The organism is Azospirillum baldaniorum, assembly GCF_003119195.2.
Classification (GTDB): domain Bacteria; phylum Pseudomonadota; class Alphaproteobacteria; order Azospirillales; family Azospirillaceae; genus Azospirillum; species Azospirillum baldaniorum.
In genome coordinates this window covers 590,636-606,594 of record NZ_CP022253.1, presented here as the reverse complement: position 1 = coordinate 606,594, position 15,959 = coordinate 590,636, and the positions used below count along the sequence as shown (strand labels likewise).

Genomic DNA, 15,959 nt, shown 5'->3' with positions numbered 1-15,959 from the left:
GCTGGCCCGCCCCTCGTCCTTTTCGAGATGTGGTTATGCAACGACGTAACGCGTGATCCCCGACCGTCCCTTAAGCAAGGCGGCGTCTTGGAGGTTACGATGGTTCATGTTGTTGTGGGTGGGCACCGGCTCACCCGTCTCCGACTCTTTCCGGTTCTGTCCAGTCCGGTCCTTCCCCGCAAGGCAACACGGCAGTCCAGTATGGGCGGCCTGAGCGCCTGACCGTCTTTTCTTTCTGACCGGTCAGCAGCGCGCGGCCGCTCCGCCCCTGCTTTTTCACAATTCGTCCGACACCTTCATCTTGCGTCCGGGAGACTGAGATGACCGATAAGATTGCGCGCTTTTTCGAAGAGCAGCGTCCGCAGACCCCGTGCCTCGTCGTCGATCTGGACGTCGTGGAAGCGAACTACCACGACCTGGAGGAAGCGCTCCCGGACGCCAAGATCTTCTACGCCGTGAAGGCCAATCCGGCGCCGGAGATCCTCGGCCTGCTGACCCGTCTGGGCTCCGCCTTCGACACCGCCAGCGTCCCGGAAATCCAGATGGTGCTGGCCGCCGGCTGCGCGCCGGAGCGCATCTCCTACGGCAACACCATCAAGAAGGAAGCGGACATCCGCCGCGCCTTCGAGCTGGGCGTGCGCCTGTTCGCCTTCGACAGCGAGGCGGAGCTGGAGAAGATCGCCCGCGCCGCCCCCGGCGCCCGCGTCTTCTGCCGCATCCTGACCTCCGGCGAGGGCGCCGAGTGGCCGCTGTCCCGCAAGTTCGGCTGCGACCTCGCCATGGCGCGCGAGCTGCTGCTGAAGGCCAAGGGCATGAACGTCGTTCCCTACGGCGTGTCCTTCCACGTCGGCTCGCAGCAGAAGGACCTGATGCAGTGGGACCACGCCATCTTCCAGGTGGCGCAGCTGTTCCGCGAGCTTGAGGTGCTGGGCGTCGATCTCGGCATGATCAACCTGGGCGGCGGCTTCCCCACCCGCTACCGCACCGACGTGCCGGAGACCACCGCCTACGGCCAGGCCATCTTCGAGTCCCTGCGCACCCACTTCGGCAACCGCCTGCCGGAAGCCATCGTGGAGCCGGGCCGCAGCATGGTCGGCAACGCCGGCATCATCGAGAGCGAGGTCGTCCTCGTCTCCCGCAAGTCGGCCAACGACGTGAAGCGCTGGGTCTATCTGGACATCGGCAAGTTCAGCGGTCTCGCCGAGACGATGGACGAGGCGATCCAGTACCCGATCCAGGTGATGGGGGACGACGGCGAAGGCGACAGCGAGGCGGTCGTTCTGGCCGGCCCGACCTGCGACAGCGCCGACGTGCTCTACGAGCGCGCCGAGTACAAGCTGCCGATGGACCTGAAGGCCGGCGACCGCGTGCGCATCCACGCCACGGGCGCCTACACGACGACCTACTCGGCGGTCTGCTTCAACGGCTTCGCCCCGCTCCAGCAGATCTGCATCTGATCGGGCGGCGTTTCGGCTGAGAAAAAGGCCACTCTTCCTTCGCGAAGAGTGGCCTTTTCTTTTGACCGCTTGCGGAAGCCCCAAGACCCAAATGCGAAAAGGGCCGCTCCCTTACACAGGGGCGGCCCTTTTCCTTGCGGTCTCCCGCAGCCGTGACGGCGGCATTACGCCTTCCAGAACGGCTTGCTGATTTCGCCTTCGACGTCGATCTGGGAAATGCCGATGTCGTGCAGCATCCGGTCGTCCAGCCGAGCCAGCTCGCGGCGGGTGATGGTGCGCTGCCGCCACAGGGCGAACGTGTCCAGAACGCTGTCCAGCACATACGCCACCGGAGCAGGGCGCAGGGTACGGCCGGCGGGGGCCGTGCGCAGAGCGATTGCCATGGTGGTCATCCTATCTTTGAAGGTCCCGAGGGGGCCTGCCGGAAGTGGCCGCCGCACCCTCGCTTTGTGAGAAAGAATATTGCTCATCCCGCGCAAACCCGCCACCGCCATGTGGGTATGCGAGCCGTGAGCTTTCTCGATAGCTGTCGTAGGAATATCACCGATGCAAGAATAATGGACGAATGCACAGCTTTTGGGCGTCACAAATTGTGCAGTTCACCAACAAACCGGGTTTGAAACGGAGCGCTGGACAGCCGCCGCAGGGCGTCCTACCTGTGATCCCGACCGTCGTCCGACACCGAGTTCTTCCCATGATCGACACCATCGCCTTCGACGGCGACGACACGCTGTGGCACAACGAATCCCTGTTCTCGATGACGCAGGACCGCTTCCGCGCGCTGCTCGCCAACCATCTGGCCGACCCGGCGGACATCGACCGGCGGCTGCTGCAGGCCGAGCGCGAGAACCTCCGCGTCTACGGCTACGGCATCAAGGGCTTCGTCCTGTCGATGATCGAGACGGCGGTGGACCTGACCGACGGGCGCATCGGCGGGCGGGACATCCAGAGCCTCGTCGAGTTCGGCAAGGCCATGCTGGAGCACCCGGTCGACCTGCTCGACGGGGTGCAGGAGGTGGTGGAAGGGCTGGCCGGGCGCTACCGGCTGCTGCTCGTCACCAAGGGCGACCTGTTCGACCAGGAAAGCAAGATCGCCCGCTCCGGCCTCGCCGGGCGCTTCGACGCCATCGAGATCGTCAGCGAGAAGGACCCGGCCACCTACCGCCGCCTGCTCGACCGCCACGGGGTGGACCCGGCGCGCTTCGTCATGGTGGGCAATTCCGTGCGGTCGGACATCCTGCCGGTGCTGGCCGTGGGCGGCCACGCCGTCCATGTGCCCTACCACGTCACCTGGGCGCACGAGGTGGCCGAGCCGCCCACCGAGAACTACCGCCGCATCGACAGCCTGCACGGCCTGCCGCCGCTGCTCGCCGCCTGGTGAAAAGAGCTTGGTGAATGGGAGACCGCGTGATGAGCTTCGCCCTGCTGACCGACCCCGCCCGCCCCGCCGTGGAACCCGAGACCGGCGCCCCGGCGCCCGACCGCGTCCTGTCCGGCGCCCCGGTCTTCACCACGTGGAACGAGTACGAATCGGAAGACGGCAAACGCTTCGCCGGGGTCTGGCGCTCCACCCCCGGCTCCTGGCGGATCGTCTACGACGAGTGGGAGTATTGCGAGATCCTGGAGGGCACCAGCGCCATCAGCCACGCCGACGGACGCCGCTGGACCGTCGGCCCCGGCGACCGCTTCACGCTGGAGCCGGGTTTCCACGGCGTGTGGGAGGTGCTGGAGACCACGACGAAACGCTACGTGGTCATCCTGCCCTGAGAGGCGCTCAGCCACGCTCCCCGAACAGGTGGACGGCGCCCAGGTCGGCGCGGTTCAGCACGACCACCGCCTTGCGCCCGATTTCCACGGCCAGAACGGCCAGCGCCAGGATCGACACCACCAGGACGACCCGCGCGACGTCGCGGGCCCAGGCGCGCCGCTTGCGCCGCCGGGCCGCCAGATGGGTGGCCAGCTTCTGCCGCAACGCGCTGCCGCGCCGCCCATAGCCACGCGTCCATCCACCCCACCCCCGCTCCACGGGCGGCGGGTCATCGGGCGGATCGTTCGGCGTGGGCGTGGTGGGAACGGGCAGTCCGGCGCCGTTCGCAGGCGGCGAACCGGTGTTGGGCGCGGCGGTTTGGCTGGCGGTCGCGCCGGGCGGGTCGGTCGCGGTCACGGCGGTCATCCTGCGGCGGAGGAACGGTCGATGAGCCGTTATCTACGCCCTTTTCATGAAAGCGCAACACGCCGCGCCCGAACGCCCGGAAAGGCCACGTGGAAACAAGCGGGAGAAGCGAGGTCGCGGCGGATTGCCGCACCCCGCCTCCGCCGCCTCAGCGCCGGCCGCGCGGATCGCGGCTCAGGCCCTTGGCCCCCAGCTCCGCCAGATACTCCGCCCACAGGCGATCCTGGTCCTCGCCCAGCTCGTACAGCAGCTTCCAGGAGTAGATGCCGCTGTCGTGCAGGTCGTCGAAGACGATCCGCAGGGCGTAATGGCCGATGGCCTCCAGGCTCATGATGCCGACGTGGCGGCGGGCCGAGACGGTCTGCTTCTGGCCGGGACCGTGGCCCTGCACCTCGGCGCTGGGACTGTGGACGCGCAGGAATTCCGCCGGGTAGGAGAAGGTCTGGCCGTTGTCGAAATCGACCTCCAGCCGCTTCTCCTCCTTCTTCAGCCGGACTTCCACCGGCCAGTGCTTGGTGCCGAAGGCGTCCGACGCGAATTGCTCGTCGGACATCAGGCGGCCCCCGGCTTCCCGTCGAGGCTGCGGGCCTCGTCGATCAGCATGATCGGAATGCCGTCGCGGATCGGGTAGGCCAGCCCGGCGCGGTCGCTGATCAGTTCGGCGCGCTCGGCGTCGTAGCGCAGCGGCCCCTTGGTCAGCGGGCAGACGAGGATCTCCAGAAGCTTCGGATCGACGCGCGCCTGCGTCTTGCCGTCGGCGGGCGTGTCGTCGTGGGGATGGGCGCTCATGGATCGGGCCTCGCAGTCGGAAAGTGCAGTGTCGGTCGAAGGGAACGGTCAGTGACGCAGCGCGTTGCCGCCGTCGCCCTCATGGCCGTCGAGAATGGCCATCTCGACCAGGGCGATCAAGAGCTTCGCGCGCTCCGGCAAGTCGGGCGTCTCCAGAAGGGCCTGCTTTTCGCTGGGTGAGAAGGGGCAGATCATCGCCAGCGAGGTGACCAGTCGCTCGTCCGGCGTGCCGTCGATGGCCTTCCAGTCCACCGACAGCCCCTGCATCTTGAAATAGCCCTTCAGCCCGGCCAGCAGACGCGGGCGATCCAGCCCGCCGCCGTCGGCCCCGCCACGCTCCAGCGGGTCGATCAGGTCGCCGGAGAAGCGGTCCCAGTCCGCGGCAACCCGGCGGTAGCCGCGCTGCCCTTCCAGCTCCCGCATGATGGCGAAGCGGCTGACCCCGGTCAGGGTGATCAGGTAGCGGCCGTCCTCGGTCTCGGCGAAGCTGGTGATGCGTCCGGCGCAGCCGGTGCCGTAGACCGCCGGCTCACGCAGGCGGCAGGCCGGATCGGTCGGCTGGACCATGCCGATCATGCGGTCGCCGGCCAGCGCATCCTCGACCATCGCGAGGTAGCGCGGCTCGAAGATGTTCAACGGCAGACGCCCGCGCGGCAGCAGCAGGACCCCCGCGAGCGGGAAGATCGGGAGCTGCCGCGGGAAGCGGTCCGGTGACGGGTCGATGGGGTTCCGGCTCATGCGACGAATATAGAACCCCCGGACACGGCGAACAGAGCGCCCACGAACAGAGCGACGGCGAACGAAGCGGCCTCCAGCGAAACAGACTCCAACGAAACAGACTCGCGGCCCGGAGTCGCCCCCGGGCCGCAAGCCTCCGTGATCAGCGGAACAGGATCGAGGACAGGCGGCGGCGGCTCTGCACCGTCAGCGGGTCGGTCGGGCCGAAGGCCTCGAAGAACTTGACGAGCTGCTTGCGGGCGGCCTCGTCGTTCCAGGCGCGGTCGCGGCGCACCAGCTCCAGAAGCTCGTCCACCGCGGCCTCGCGCCGGCCGGCGGCGAACAGGGCGAGCGCGAGGTCGAAGCGGGCCTCGTGGTCGTCCTCGTTGCGGGCGACCTTCTCCGTCAGCTCCGGGATCGGGCCGGCGTTGGCGGCCTGCTCGGCGACCTCCAGCGCGCTGCGCACCGCGGCGATCTCCTTGTCCTTGGCGATCTGCTCCGGCACCTTGTCGAGCATCTGCTTGGCGCGGGCCAGCTCGTCGTTGACGATCAGGCAGCGGACCAGCCCGGCGTAGGCCACGGCGTTCAGGTTCTCCGGATCGGCCTGCAGGATCTCGCCGTAGATCTCCGACGCGGTCTGGGTGTCGCCGGCCTCCAGTGCCTCCTTGGCCTGGGCCAGCGCTTCCTCCAGGATGTCGCCCTCGCCGCCGCCCGCGGCGCCGGCCAGCTTCAGCAGCTTCTCCACGAAGGCCTTCACCTGCGACTCCGGCAGGGCGCCCATGAAGCCGTCCACCGGACGCCCCTGGAAGAAGGCGTAGACCGCCGGGATCGACTGCACGCGGAGCTGCGAGGCGATCATCGGGTCCTTGTCGGTGTCGATCTTGACCAGCCGCACCTTGCCCTTCGCGGCCAGCACCGTCTTTTCCAGGATCGGGCCGAGCTGCTTGCACGGGCCGCACCAGGGCGCCCAGAAATCGACGATCACCGGCACGGACTGCGACGCCTCGATGACGTCGGCCATGAAGGCGCGGTCGCTGCTGTCCTTGATCAGGTCACCGGCGGCAGGGGCGGCGGCGGGGGCGGCACCGGCGGCGACGGGCTTGTTGGCGGGCGGAATGGAGAACATGGCGGTCACGTATCCCTTTGCGATCTCGCGTGATAGATGAGCGCACGGGGCGCGTTAAGCAAGCGTCGGCTGAGAGTCCGGCGGCTCCTCGCCGAAGGGCACGATCAGCGGCTCGTGCCCGCCGGCCCGCAGGAAGCGCAGCAGGTCCGCGGCGGCGATGGCCGTGGTGCGGTCGTTCAGCAGCGGGTGGTAGTTCAGCGGGTCGTGGGCCAGCATCTGCTCCTGCAGCACCACCCTCACCCGCCGCTCACGATCGTTGAACAGCGCGAAGGGCGTGACCGAGCCGGGCCGCACGCCGAGATGCCGCCACAGCCGGTCGGCCGAGGCGAAGGACAGCCGCGCCGACCCGATCACCTTGTCGAAGCGGTTCAGCTCCACCCGCGCGTCCTCCAGCGCGACGACCAGCCAGTGCTGCTCCTTCTTGTCCTTCAGGAACAGGTTCTTGCAATGGCCGCCGGGCAGCGCGCCGCGCAGCGCCTTGCTTTCCTCCACCGTGTGCAGCGGCGGGTGGCGGTGGGTCACGGTGCGGATGCCGAGCGCCGCGAGATGCTCCAGGAGCTGCTCCGGGCTCGTCGGCAGCGGCTCCTCGGCCCTGCCCTCGGGGGTGTCGCGGGTGTCCATGGCTCCATCTTTAGCGGTGCCGGGAAAATTCGTCCGGGAAAATTCGTCCAAGCGCCCGAGAAAAGTGAAACATGACGCTTGCATTGCGCAAATCCATGAGTATAGTCCGCCGCACGCCGCCGGACGGCACCGAACAACGGTCCGAACGGCAGCGAAACGGAGCGCGGGCGTAGCTCAGGGGTAGAGCACAACCTTGCCAAGGTTGGGGTCGAGGGTTCGAATCCCTTCGCCCGCTCCATTCTCCCGACGGGGACGGTGGTCTTTCGAAGGGAAGCAGGACGGTTGATGGAAAGGCTGGACCTTCGGGTGCCGGCCTTTTTCGTTTTTCCCCTCCCGGCCGCTCCCCCTTCTCCGCGCGTTGCGATTCCGCAACCACGCCATCGCTTCCGAAGCCGAGTCTGCGCCGCGGCCCTTCGCAGGCGGCAACCGATGCCTTGGCCCCCAACGCTCCCAACCTCGAACCGGCGCAGCCATACAGGGCGGGCAACGCCGAAAATCGCAACCATAAGGCGTCAATCTTAGCAAACAGCATTCCTTTGTAGGTCATTCCCCGCGCACATACCCCATATGATCGCGTGAATAAATTTACGTCTTGGCAACCTACTTGCGTATGACCGTCCAAAAGACTATGCTTCAAATACGAAACAAATAGAACTTCTATCCGGTTAGGGTTGTATGCACCATGGATGGTCTGGTGGCGTCGGACGGGCTGAGCCCGTGATTTTCCCGGACAGGACGCTCCTGTCCGGCCGGCGTCCGCCGCTCCGGCAACACCGGCCCTCCCCCGCCTGATCGTCATCGGCTCCGCTGTCGTCGCACTGCGACCGGCGGTGCCGCTGGTCGCGCTTCCAAGCCCCGCTTCGTACAGCCCAGACGGCAATCCGCCCAGACGACAAGAGGTCCTTCCCATGGCTATGCAACGCTACATCGTGAATTTTCCGCGCCTGTCCCCGGACATGCTGGAAATCTGGAAGACGGTCCCCAGCAGCATCGCGTCCGACGTGCAGAACCGCTGCCAGAGCATGGACGCCCGGATCAAGCCCTGCGCCCCGGGCATGCGCATCTGCGGGCAGGCCCGCACCGCCGTGTCGATGCCGGGCGACAACAGCATGCTGCTGACCGCGTGCAGCCTGGCCGAGCCGGGCGAGGTGGTGGTGGTCGCCGGCGCCGGCCTGGAGGAGGTGGCGCTGGCCGGCGAATGGGTGGTCCGCGGCTGCAAGTCGCGCGGTCTGGGCGGTCTGGTGATCGACGGCTCCGTCCGCGACCTTCAGGAAATCCGGACCATCGGCTTCCCGGTCTTCGCCAAGGGCTCGGTCCCGCGCGGCCCGCACAAGGCCTTCGGCGGCAAGATGGACGTCCCGGCCGGCGTCGGCGGCATGGTGGTCAATCCGGGCGACCTGATCATCGGCGACGACGACGGGGTGACCGTGGTGCCGCTCGCCGTGATGGATGAGGTGCTGCGGCGCTGCCTGGAGCTGATGGCCAAGGAGAAGATCTGGTCGCAGCAGCTCGACGCCGGCAAGTCGCTGATGGAGGTGCTGGGCGTGCCGGAACCGGAAATCGTCGAGACGCCCACCCTGCGCTGACCCCCGGCATTCGCCGGACCACGCGAGCCGGCGACCCGCACAGCCCTTCGAGCCGCCCCAAGACCGGTTTCCGCCGCCATGACGCTCATCTTTCAAATCGTGCTGCCGATGTTCGTCCTGGTCGCGCTCGGCTTCTACGCCGGGAAATCGGGCAATTTCAGCAACACGGCGGCTCAGGGGCTGTCGCGCTTTCTCGGCATCTACGCCCTGCCGGCGCTGCTGTTCGCGGCGATGGCCAAGGCGAAGATCCCCGATCCCATCGAATGGGGGTTCGTGGCGTCCTTCTTCGTCGCGGCCTTCATCATCTTTGGGCTGGGCGCCGCCTGGATGCTGTCCATCCGGCGGCGGGACGAGGCGGCGATCGGCGGCTTCGCCCCCTCCTTCTCCTCCATCGGCCTGCTCGGCGCACCGATCCTGATGGACGCCTACGGATCGTCGGTGGCCATCCCGGTGATGCTGCTGATCCTGTTCCAGTCGCCGCTCCTCTTCACCACGGCGACGATGATCGCCGAGGCGCAGCGGACGGCGGGCGGACGGCCGGTGGTCGCCGCGGTCAACGCCGTCAAGGCGACTCTGCTCAGCCCGATGATCCTGTCGATCGTCGTCGGCATGGGCTTCAACCTGAGCGGCGTCCATGTGCCGGACGCGGTCATGAAGGCGGCGGACTACGCCGCGGCCACCGTCCTGCCCTGCGCCTGCTTCACGCTGGGCACCTCGCTGTCCTTTGGAAAGCTGTCGGGCAAGTTCGGCCAGGCGCTGGTCCTGGCGGTGATGAAGACGGTTCTGCACCCGGTGCTGACCTGGGTGCTGGCGGTGGAGGTCTTCCATCTGCCGCCGGACTGGCTGGCCCCCGCCGTGACCGCGGCGGCGCTGCCCATCGGCGTCAACGTCTACGCCTTCGCCGAGCGCTATCAGACGGGGCGGGAGCTGGTGTCGATGTCGCTGCTGCTGTCCACCCTGATGTCCCCGATCTCGATTTCCGTCGCCTTCATGGTGGCGATGGGCTGACGCGGTCATTTCGACGCAGGCGTTTTTCATTATGCGTCCATTTGACGCTTATCACGCACGCGCGATCGCACGGAACTCCAAGAAACCACGCCAGATAGAAAGCATTTGTTGAAAATCACTGTGATTTCTGGATATCCGGTCCGGTTAGCACGATTGATACACGAATAGAGACTCTGTATCTTCCACTTTGAAGCGTCAAAGCCGCTTCTGTTGGGTCGATTTGACAGCGCTGGGCCTATGAACCGCTCCCTTTCGCGAGAATGGCGACCGAACTCCGCCGCTGTGCCGGCAATGGGATCGGCCATCCACGAAGACAGACATACCGAAGTATGCGTTTATCCAACACAAGGATATGACGGATCTTCGTGTCGTTCGTGACCCGATAATCCAATGCTGTCGAAATCAATGACCATCGATCTTTACGAGAATTTCAGAAAAGGAGGCCCAGCCTGTGTCCGCATCGGGACGGGCAGGGTCTCCCGGGACCCCACCACGTCCGCGGCCAAGGGGGTCTTCCGCAATAACGCAGGAAAGAAGGGCATCCAGATGATCATTCGCAGCAAGTTCCTGGCGCTGGCGACCGGGACCCTGGCGCTGGCCATGTCGACGACCGCTCTGTCGACGGCCCGGGCCGCCTATCCCGAGAAGCCGATCACCGTGGTCGTCGCCTACGACGCCGGCGGCTCGACCGACGTGACCGCGCGCCTGCTGGCCCCCTTCATCGAGAAGCATCTGGGCGGCACCCGGATCGAAGTGGTGAACAAGCCGGGCGCCGGCGGCGAGATCGGCTTCGCGGCCATCGCCGACGCCGCGCCGGACGGCTACTCCATCGGCTTCTGCAACACGCCGAACATGGTGTCGATCCCGATCGAGCGTCAGGCCCGCTTCTCGGCGGACCGGCTGGACGCGCTGGTCAACGTCGTCGACGATCCCGGCGTGTGGAGCGTTCCCGGCGACAGCACCTTCAAGACGCTGAAGGACGTCGTGGAGCACGCCAAGGCCAACCCGAACACCGTCACCGTCGGCACCACCGGCGTGGGCTCGGACGACCAGCTCGCCATGCTGCTGGTGCAGCGCCAGGCCGGCGTGCAGTTCACCCATGTGCCCTTCTCCGGCTCCGCCGCCAACTACAAGGCGATGCTCGCCAAGAAGATCCAGATCAGCGGCCAGAACCTCGGCGAAGGGCTGCGCGGTCAGGCCTCCGACCAGATCCGCGTGCTGGGCGTGATGAGCAAGGAGCGCTGGAAGGCCGCCCCGGACATCCCGACCTTCGCGGAGCAGGGCTACCCGGTGCTGATGGCCTCGCTGCGCGGCGTCTGCGCGCCGAAGGGCCTGCCCGCCGACGTCCGCGCCAAGCTGGTGGACGCCGTCACCAAGGCCGCGACCGATCCGGAGTTCGTGGCGAAGGCCGAGGCCAAGGAGACCTTCCAGCCGCTGCGCGTCCTCGGCCCCGATGCCTTCGCGGCGGAGCTGAAGCAACTCGACACCGAGCTGAAGTCGCTGTGGCAGTCGTCGCCCTGGCTGAAGTGATCCGGGGCTGACGCGACCCGGGCGGGCTGGTCCGTCCGGGTCCGGCCCATCCGCGAAACCACCCGCCGCCGGCCGACCGGCCTGCGGCGGGTGCGGTTCAAGCCCCCCTGACCATCCGGCGCCAACGGACCGGCCAATGGTTGAAGCAGGTGCTCCATGACTTTCCTCAATCACCTCCACATTCCCACCAAAATGGGAATCCCGGCGGCGACAGCGATCCTGGGCATGCTTGCCATCGCGTTGCTCGGCGGCTCCGCCATCACGGAACAGTCACGCCTGCTGGACACGCTGTTCAACCGCTCCTTCACGCGGGAAGCGGACGTCCAGGCGTTGACCGACACGCTGACCGTCGCCCACGCCGGCCTCTACCGGACGGTGATCCTCAGCACCGCCAACGCCTCCCCCAAGGCGGTCGAGGATGAATCGAAGGCCCTGACCGAACAGATCACCAAGCTGAAGACCCAGGCGGACAAGATGAAGGGCCAGTCCGCCGCGACTGAGGATGAGGGCCAGATCCTCCAGCGCTTCGGGTCCGACACCGCGGCCTATCAGGCGAAGGTCACCAGCTTCCTCGACCTGCTGAAGATGGGCGTCGATCCGCTCGACTTCCTGCAGGAGGTCCAGGCGGCCTATGGGCGCCTGAACGGCACCGCCCGCGACTACCTGACCTACCAGCGCCAGCAGTCGGCCGACGCCTACGCCAACGTGAACGCATCGGTCGACGCGACCACCCAGGCCTTCATCGCCTCGGCGATCGTCGCCCTGCTGATCACGGTGGGCGTCGCGCTGTTCATCGGCTTCAACATCGCCCGCCCGGTGGTCCGCCTGACCACGGTGATGGAACGGCTGGCCCAGGGCCGGCTGGAGGACGAGGTGCCCGCCGCCGAGCGCGGCGACGAGATCGGCCAGATGGCCCGCACCGTCCGCGTCTTCAAGGAGAACGCTCTGCGCGTCCAGGAGATGGCGCGCGAGCAGGAGGCCATGCGCGCCCGCGCCATGGAGGAGCAGCGCCGGGCCATGAACAGCCTCGCCGCCGACCTGGAGGCGTCGGTCAAGGCGATGATGGGCGAGGTGGTGCGCTCCGCCGACTCCATGCGCGGCGAAGCCAACGTCATGCTGGAGAACGCCCGCCAGACCAGCCACCACAGCGATTCGGTCGCCCACGCCGTGCAGGAGGCGACGAGCGAGGTGGAGAGCGTGGCCGCCGGCGCCGAGCAGCTCCGCGCCTCCATCGACGAGATCACCCGATCCATCACCCAGTCGACCCAGCTCGCCCGCGGCGCGGTGGACGAGGCCGGGCGGACCGACTCCATCGTCCAGGGCCTCAGCGAGGCCAGCCGGAAGATCGAGGAGGTGGTCGGCCTCATCAACAACATCGCCGGCCAGACCAACCTGCTGGCGCTGAACGCCACCATCGAGGCGGCCCGTGCGGGAGAGGCCGGCAAGGGCTTCGCCGTGGTGGCGCAGGAGGTCAAGAGCCTTGCCAACCAGACCGCCAAGGCCACCGACGAGATCGGCGCGGAAATCGCGGCGGTGCAGGCGGCGACCACCGCGGCGGTCAACGCCATCCGCGCCATCGTCAACACCATCCGGCAGGTGGACGAATCGCTCAGCACCGTCGCCGCGGCGGTGGAGGAGCAGGACGCCGCCACCCGCGACATCAGCGAGCGCTCGCAGCGCGCCGCCACCGACACGGTGGCCGTGCTCCAGGAGATGCGGCTGGTGCAGCAGGCGGCGGAGACCACCGGCCATTCCGCCGGCGCCGTCCAGACCACGACCGAGGAGCTGTCGCGCAGCTTCAACCGGCTGGACAACGAGATCGAAGCCTTCATCACCCGCATCACCGCGGCCTGATCCGTCAGGACACCGCCCACGAAAAAGGCCCCTCCTCCACGTGGAAGAGGGGCCTTTCCTATGCGGCCTGTCCCGTCCGCCTCACCCGATCACTTCAACCAGGGGAACTCGCGCCAGAGGTTGCGGAAATCGCCGTCCAGCTCCTTCAGTTCCGCGGAGAAGGCTTCCGAATCGAGGATGCGCAGCGGCTGGTAGGTGTCGCGGGCCTTGCTCTGGAACTCCGGGTCGTTGGCGGCCTTGGTCACCGCATCGATCAGCTTGGCGCGGATCTCCGGCGGCAGCCCCTTCGGCGCGCCGACGCCGCGCAGCGACGCCATGGTGATGTTGTATCCCAGTTCCTTGAAGGTCGGCAGGTCGGGCGCCATGTCCCAGCGCTGCGTGCTCATCACGCCGAGGATGCGGATGTTGTCGCCGCCGGCCTTGCCGCGCAGCCCCTCGCCCAGATTCTGGCCGCAGATCTGGGTGTGGCGGCCGAGCATGGAGCGGTAGTTCTCCGCGCTACCGGGAAAGGGCACATGGGTGAAGCGGACGTTGGCCTGCCGCTGGAGCAGCAGCATGGCCAGATGGTCGTCCGACCCGACGCCGGTGGAGCCCAGCGTGATGGTGTTCGGGTTGGCCTTGGCCTGGGCGACCAGATCCTCCACCGTCTTGTAGGGGCTGTCGCCATGGACCGTCATGATGCCTGGATCGTCGACGACGTTGACCAGCGGGTCCAGCCGGTCGAGCGTGAAGCGGGCGTTGCGCTCGATTGGGATGGTGACGACGTTCGGCGTGTTGATGAAGCCGATGGTGTAGCCGTCCGGCGTGGCGTCGGCGATGGCCGCGAAGCCGATCTCCCCCCCGGCGCCGCCGCGGTTCATCACCACGATCCGCGCGCCGCCGCCCAGATATTTTTCGATGAAGGGCGCCAGCATGCGCGCGGTCACGTCGGTCGATCCGCCCGCCCCGTAGGCGACGATCATGGTGATCGGCTTCTCCGGGTAGGCGGCCTGGGCCGCCGTCGCGCCAAACAGCAGGGCGCAGGAGGTCAGAAGGCTTGAAAAGAAATGTCTGGCTTTCATGGTCGGCTCCGCCAAATGCTGCCGCCCGATTACCACAACGGAGCGCCGCCAAGAAGCGCGCCCGCGGCATCGGTTGCACAATTCATAGTAACACGATTTTTTGTACACTATAGTATTTATGGCGCAACCATAATGAGAGCATTGGACACAGCGTCGCACCGTCTGGCATCAGCGCAGGGCGACGGCGAAACGGCCCTTCCACTTGGGAAAGGCCGTTCGGTCCGGTTCCGTCATACGGAGACGGGGATCAGTTGATCGGTTCGGCGCGGTTGCCGAACAGGCCGCGCAGCTTGCGCCCGATCGCCGCCACCAGCAGGCCCTGGTTGCCGCCCTCCGGCCTGGGGAACCAGTCCGGCTCCTCGGCCTGGATGCGGCGGACCACCGTCAGGAACGCCTCGACCACCAGCGGGTCGAAGTCCTTGCCCGCCCGCTCGGCGATCCAGGTGATGGCGTGCTCCACACCCCAGGCCTTGCGGTACTGGCGGTCGGTGATGAGGGCGTCGAACACGTCGGCCACGGCCATGATCCGCGCCGACACCGGGATGGCCCCGCCGCGCAGCCCTTCCATGTAGCCCGACCCGTCGTAGCGCTCGTGGTGATAGCGGGCGATCTCCGCGGCGATCGACAGCAGGCTGCGCCCACGCAGGGGCAGCGCCGCCTCGCTGAGGATGCGGTGGCCGATCAGCGTGTGGCGCTGGATGGCGGCCATGTCGTTGTTCGCCAGCTCGCCGGGAATGCCCAGCGTCTCGTCCGACACGCTCAGCATGCCGACGTCGTGCAGCAGGGCGGCCAGCCCGACCTTCTCCGCCAGCTCCTCGTCCAGCTCGTCGGCGAAGCGGCCGTGGACGCGCAGCTCGCGGGCGATGTCGCCGACCAGCCGCTCGATGCGCTGGAGATGGCCGGCGGCGGCGTTGTCCTTGTATTCGGCGAGCGACCCCATGGCCAGGACGGTGGCCTTCTGCGCGGTGTTCAGCTCCTCGAACAGCAGGGCGTTCTCGAAGGCGATGGAGCATTTGTTGCGGAACAGCTCCAGCAGCTGCCACTCGCGCGCGGTGCCCTCGTTGTTGTGGCCCTCGACGTAGATCATGCCGATGATCCCGCCATGGGCGCGCAGCCGCAGCGCGCAGTAGCCCGGCTCCACGATGGTCTCGGAACTCGGGCTCAGCCGCTCCAGCGCGGCGGCCACGTTGGGCTCGCCCAACTCGGCAACGTCCACGTCCTTCCATTTGGCGAAGCGCCCGGTGGAGGCGCGCACGCGGATGCGGCGGTCGCGCGGCAGCGTGTCGCCCTGGATGCACAGCAGGGCGTGCCGCCCGATGCCCAGCAGACCGACGACGCGCGGCAGGATGTTGGGGAACAGCACGTCCGGGGTGCGCATCTCCAGCAGGCCGGTGGTCGCCACCAGCATGCGGGCCAGCGCCTTGCGCCCGGCCGCCTGGGTCTGCAGGTTGAGGAAGGCGCGCAGCCGCGGGACCACCGCGGTGCGCAGCGTGCGCGCCGTCAGCCCGTCCTTCAGGCGGTAGTCGCTGACGTCGTGGCCCTCCACCACCTCCTCCTCCGGCGCCCGCTCGGGATGGGCGGTGCAGACCAGGATGCGGACGCGGCTGTTTCCCAGATCCTTGCGAATGTGGTCGATGAGGCCGAGCCCTTCCGGCACCCCGTCCACCGCGGGGTCCAGCACCGGCTCCAGCAGGACGGCGGCGGTGCCGGGGTTGCGGTACAGCGCCTCCCGCGCCTCGGCAGCGGTCGCGGCGGTCAGCACCGTCACCGGCGCCCCGTCCAGCGCGAAGCCGTCGAGCGCGGCGCGCGTCAGCCCGGCCAGTGCCGGGTCGGGATCGACCACCAGCACATGGAGGCGGGGCTTGGCGGGCGGAACCGGGGTGGCCTCCGGCGGGCAGGCGTCGTCGTTTGGCATGACCGTCTCGATGGTTGCGCGCAACAAGCACGCTTGCACAAAAAATACGCCCACTTCCCGACTCATTCAACTTTCATCGGTTTGGACACGAAGGGCCGCTCCGTAATAACCGCCTCTTCCGG

Annotated in this window: 16 protein-coding genes and 1 tRNA gene; 8 read left to right on the top strand and 9 right to left on the bottom strand. The window is 67.6% G+C overall.

Annotated features, from left to right (window positions below):
* The first annotated feature begins 320 nt into the window (after positions 1–320).
* Complete coding sequence (locus tag Sp245p_RS02820; RefSeq protein ID WP_014238560.1) at positions 321–1,457, top strand: type III PLP-dependent enzyme; 1,137 nt, start codon at positions 321–323, stop codon at positions 1,455–1,457.
* 164 nt (positions 1,458–1,621) lie between these two features.
* On the opposite strand, the gene Sp245p_RS02815 is transcribed toward Sp245p_RS02820, so the two are convergent.
* Complete coding sequence (locus Sp245p_RS02815; RefSeq protein WP_014238561.1) at positions 1,622–1,840, bottom strand: DUF1127 domain-containing protein; 219 nt, start codon at positions 1,838–1,840, stop codon at positions 1,622–1,624.
* Between the two features lie 311 nt (positions 1,841–2,151).
* Between Sp245p_RS02815 and Sp245p_RS02810 the strand changes: the two genes are divergently transcribed.
* Positions 2,152–2,838: an HAD family hydrolase gene (locus tag Sp245p_RS02810; RefSeq protein WP_014238562.1), complete on the top strand. Its 687-nt coding sequence runs from the start codon at positions 2,152–2,154 to the stop codon at positions 2,836–2,838.
* 29 nt (positions 2,839–2,867) lie between these two features.
* Positions 2,868–3,224: a cupin domain-containing protein gene (locus Sp245p_RS02805; RefSeq protein WP_014238563.1), complete on the top strand. Its 357-nt coding sequence runs from the start codon at positions 2,868–2,870 to the stop codon at positions 3,222–3,224.
* Positions 3,225–3,231: 7 nt separating this feature from the next.
* Here Sp245p_RS02805 and Sp245p_RS02800 read toward each other — a convergent pair whose 3' ends face one another.
* The 6 genes from Sp245p_RS02800 to Sp245p_RS02775 form a co-directional block, all read right to left on the bottom strand.
* Complete coding sequence (locus tag Sp245p_RS02800; RefSeq protein ID WP_014238564.1) at positions 3,232–3,621, bottom strand: hypothetical protein; 390 nt, start codon at positions 3,619–3,621, stop codon at positions 3,232–3,234.
* Between the two features lie 157 nt (positions 3,622–3,778).
* The gene (locus tag Sp245p_RS02795) at positions 3,779–4,183 is read right to left on the bottom strand and encodes a gamma-butyrobetaine hydroxylase family protein (RefSeq protein ID WP_014238565.1); all 405 of its coding nucleotides are present in this window, start codon (positions 4,181–4,183) and stop codon (positions 3,779–3,781) included.
* Positions 4,183–4,419, bottom strand: coding sequence for a Trm112 family protein (locus Sp245p_RS02790; RefSeq protein WP_014238566.1), 237 nt, complete (start codon positions 4,417–4,419; stop codon positions 4,183–4,185). Before Sp245p_RS02790 ends, Sp245p_RS02795 begins: the two co-directional genes overlap by 1 nt.
* 48 nt (positions 4,420–4,467) lie before the next feature.
* Positions 4,468–5,157 carry an LON peptidase substrate-binding domain-containing protein gene (locus Sp245p_RS02785; RefSeq protein ID WP_014238567.1) on the bottom strand — a complete coding sequence of 230 codons (690 nt, stop codon included), beginning with the start codon at positions 5,155–5,157 and terminating at the stop codon, positions 4,468–4,470.
* 142 nt (positions 5,158–5,299) lie between these two features.
* Positions 5,300–6,262, bottom strand: a complete 963-nt coding sequence (locus Sp245p_RS02780; RefSeq protein WP_014238569.1) for a thioredoxin family protein — start codon at positions 6,260–6,262, stop codon at positions 5,300–5,302.
* Positions 6,263–6,316: 54 nt separating this feature from the next.
* Positions 6,317–6,883, bottom strand: coding sequence for a prolyl-tRNA synthetase associated domain-containing protein (locus Sp245p_RS02775; RefSeq protein ID WP_014238570.1), 567 nt, complete (start codon positions 6,881–6,883; stop codon positions 6,317–6,319).
* Between the two features lie 163 nt (positions 6,884–7,046).
* Here Sp245p_RS02775 and Sp245p_RS02770 point away from each other — a divergent pair.
* The 5 genes from Sp245p_RS02770 (at position 7,047) to Sp245p_RS02750 (ending at position 12,861) form a co-directional block, all read left to right on the top strand.
* A tRNA-Gly gene (locus tag Sp245p_RS02770) sits at positions 7,047–7,121 on the top strand.
* A gap of 670 nt (positions 7,122–7,791) precedes the next feature.
* Positions 7,792–8,469, top strand: a complete 678-nt coding sequence (locus tag Sp245p_RS02765; protein ID WP_014238571.1) for an RraA family protein — start codon at positions 7,792–7,794, stop codon at positions 8,467–8,469.
* Positions 8,470–8,547: 78 nt separating this feature from the next.
* A complete protein-coding gene (locus tag Sp245p_RS02760; RefSeq protein ID WP_014238572.1) occupies positions 8,548–9,477 on the top strand; it encodes an AEC family transporter in 930 nt (309 codons plus the stop codon).
* 546 nt (positions 9,478–10,023) lie between these two features.
* A complete protein-coding gene (locus tag Sp245p_RS02755; RefSeq protein ID WP_014238573.1) occupies positions 10,024–11,007 on the top strand; it encodes a Bug family tripartite tricarboxylate transporter substrate binding protein in 984 nt (327 codons plus the stop codon).
* Between the two features lie 156 nt (positions 11,008–11,163).
* Positions 11,164–12,861, top strand: a complete 1,698-nt coding sequence (locus Sp245p_RS02750; RefSeq protein ID WP_014238574.1) for a methyl-accepting chemotaxis protein — start codon at positions 11,164–11,166, stop codon at positions 12,859–12,861.
* A gap of 89 nt (positions 12,862–12,950) precedes the next feature.
* Here the strand turns inward: Sp245p_RS02750 and Sp245p_RS02745 are convergent, their stop codons facing one another.
* On the bottom strand, positions 12,951–13,922 hold the full coding sequence (locus Sp245p_RS02745) for a Bug family tripartite tricarboxylate transporter substrate binding protein (protein WP_014238575.1): 972 nt from the start codon (positions 13,920–13,922) through the stop codon (positions 12,951–12,953).
* A 247-nt stretch (positions 13,923–14,169) separates the two neighbouring features.
* On the bottom strand, positions 14,170–15,837 hold the full coding sequence (locus tag Sp245p_RS02740) for an HD-GYP domain-containing protein (RefSeq protein WP_014238578.1): 1,668 nt from the start codon (positions 15,835–15,837) through the stop codon (positions 14,170–14,172).
* Between the last annotated feature and the right edge of the window lie 122 nt (positions 15,838–15,959).

Coding starts and splice junctions, on each gene's coding strand:
- Sp245p_RS02750 (WP_014238574.1), top strand. CDS start 11,164: ATGACTTTCCTCAATCACCTCCACATTCCCACCAAAATGGGAATCCCG.
- Sp245p_RS02745 (WP_014238575.1), bottom strand. CDS start 13,922: ATGAAAGCCAGACATTTCTTTTCAAGCCTTCTGACCTCCTGCGCCCTG.
- Sp245p_RS02765 (WP_014238571.1), top strand. CDS start 7,792: ATGGCTATGCAACGCTACATCGTGAATTTTCCGCGCCTGTCCCCGGAC.
- Sp245p_RS02755 (WP_014238573.1), top strand. CDS start 10,024: ATGATCATTCGCAGCAAGTTCCTGGCGCTGGCGACCGGGACCCTGGCG.
- Sp245p_RS02785 (WP_014238567.1), bottom strand. CDS start 5,157: ATGAGCCGGAACCCCATCGACCCGTCACCGGACCGCTTCCCGCGGCAG.
- Sp245p_RS02815 (WP_014238561.1), bottom strand. CDS start 1,840: ATGGCAATCGCTCTGCGCACGGCCCCCGCCGGCCGTACCCTGCGCCCT.
- Sp245p_RS02805 (WP_014238563.1), top strand. CDS start 2,868: ATGAGCTTCGCCCTGCTGACCGACCCCGCCCGCCCCGCCGTGGAACCC.
- Sp245p_RS02795 (WP_014238565.1), bottom strand. CDS start 4,183: ATGTCCGACGAGCAATTCGCGTCGGACGCCTTCGGCACCAAGCACTGG.
- Sp245p_RS02810 (WP_014238562.1), top strand. CDS start 2,152: ATGATCGACACCATCGCCTTCGACGGCGACGACACGCTGTGGCACAAC.
- Sp245p_RS02820 (WP_014238560.1), top strand. CDS start 321: ATGACCGATAAGATTGCGCGCTTTTTCGAAGAGCAGCGTCCGCAGACC.
- Sp245p_RS02760 (WP_014238572.1), top strand. CDS start 8,548: ATGACGCTCATCTTTCAAATCGTGCTGCCGATGTTCGTCCTGGTCGCG.
- Sp245p_RS02790 (WP_014238566.1), bottom strand. CDS start 4,419: ATGAGCGCCCATCCCCACGACGACACGCCCGCCGACGGCAAGACGCAG.
- Sp245p_RS02780 (WP_014238569.1), bottom strand. CDS start 6,262: ATGTTCTCCATTCCGCCCGCCAACAAGCCCGTCGCCGCCGGTGCCGCC.
- Sp245p_RS02740 (WP_014238578.1), bottom strand. CDS start 15,837: ATGCCAAACGACGACGCCTGCCCGCCGGAGGCCACCCCGGTTCCGCCC.
- Sp245p_RS02775 (WP_014238570.1), bottom strand. CDS start 6,883: ATGGACACCCGCGACACCCCCGAGGGCAGGGCCGAGGAGCCGCTGCCG.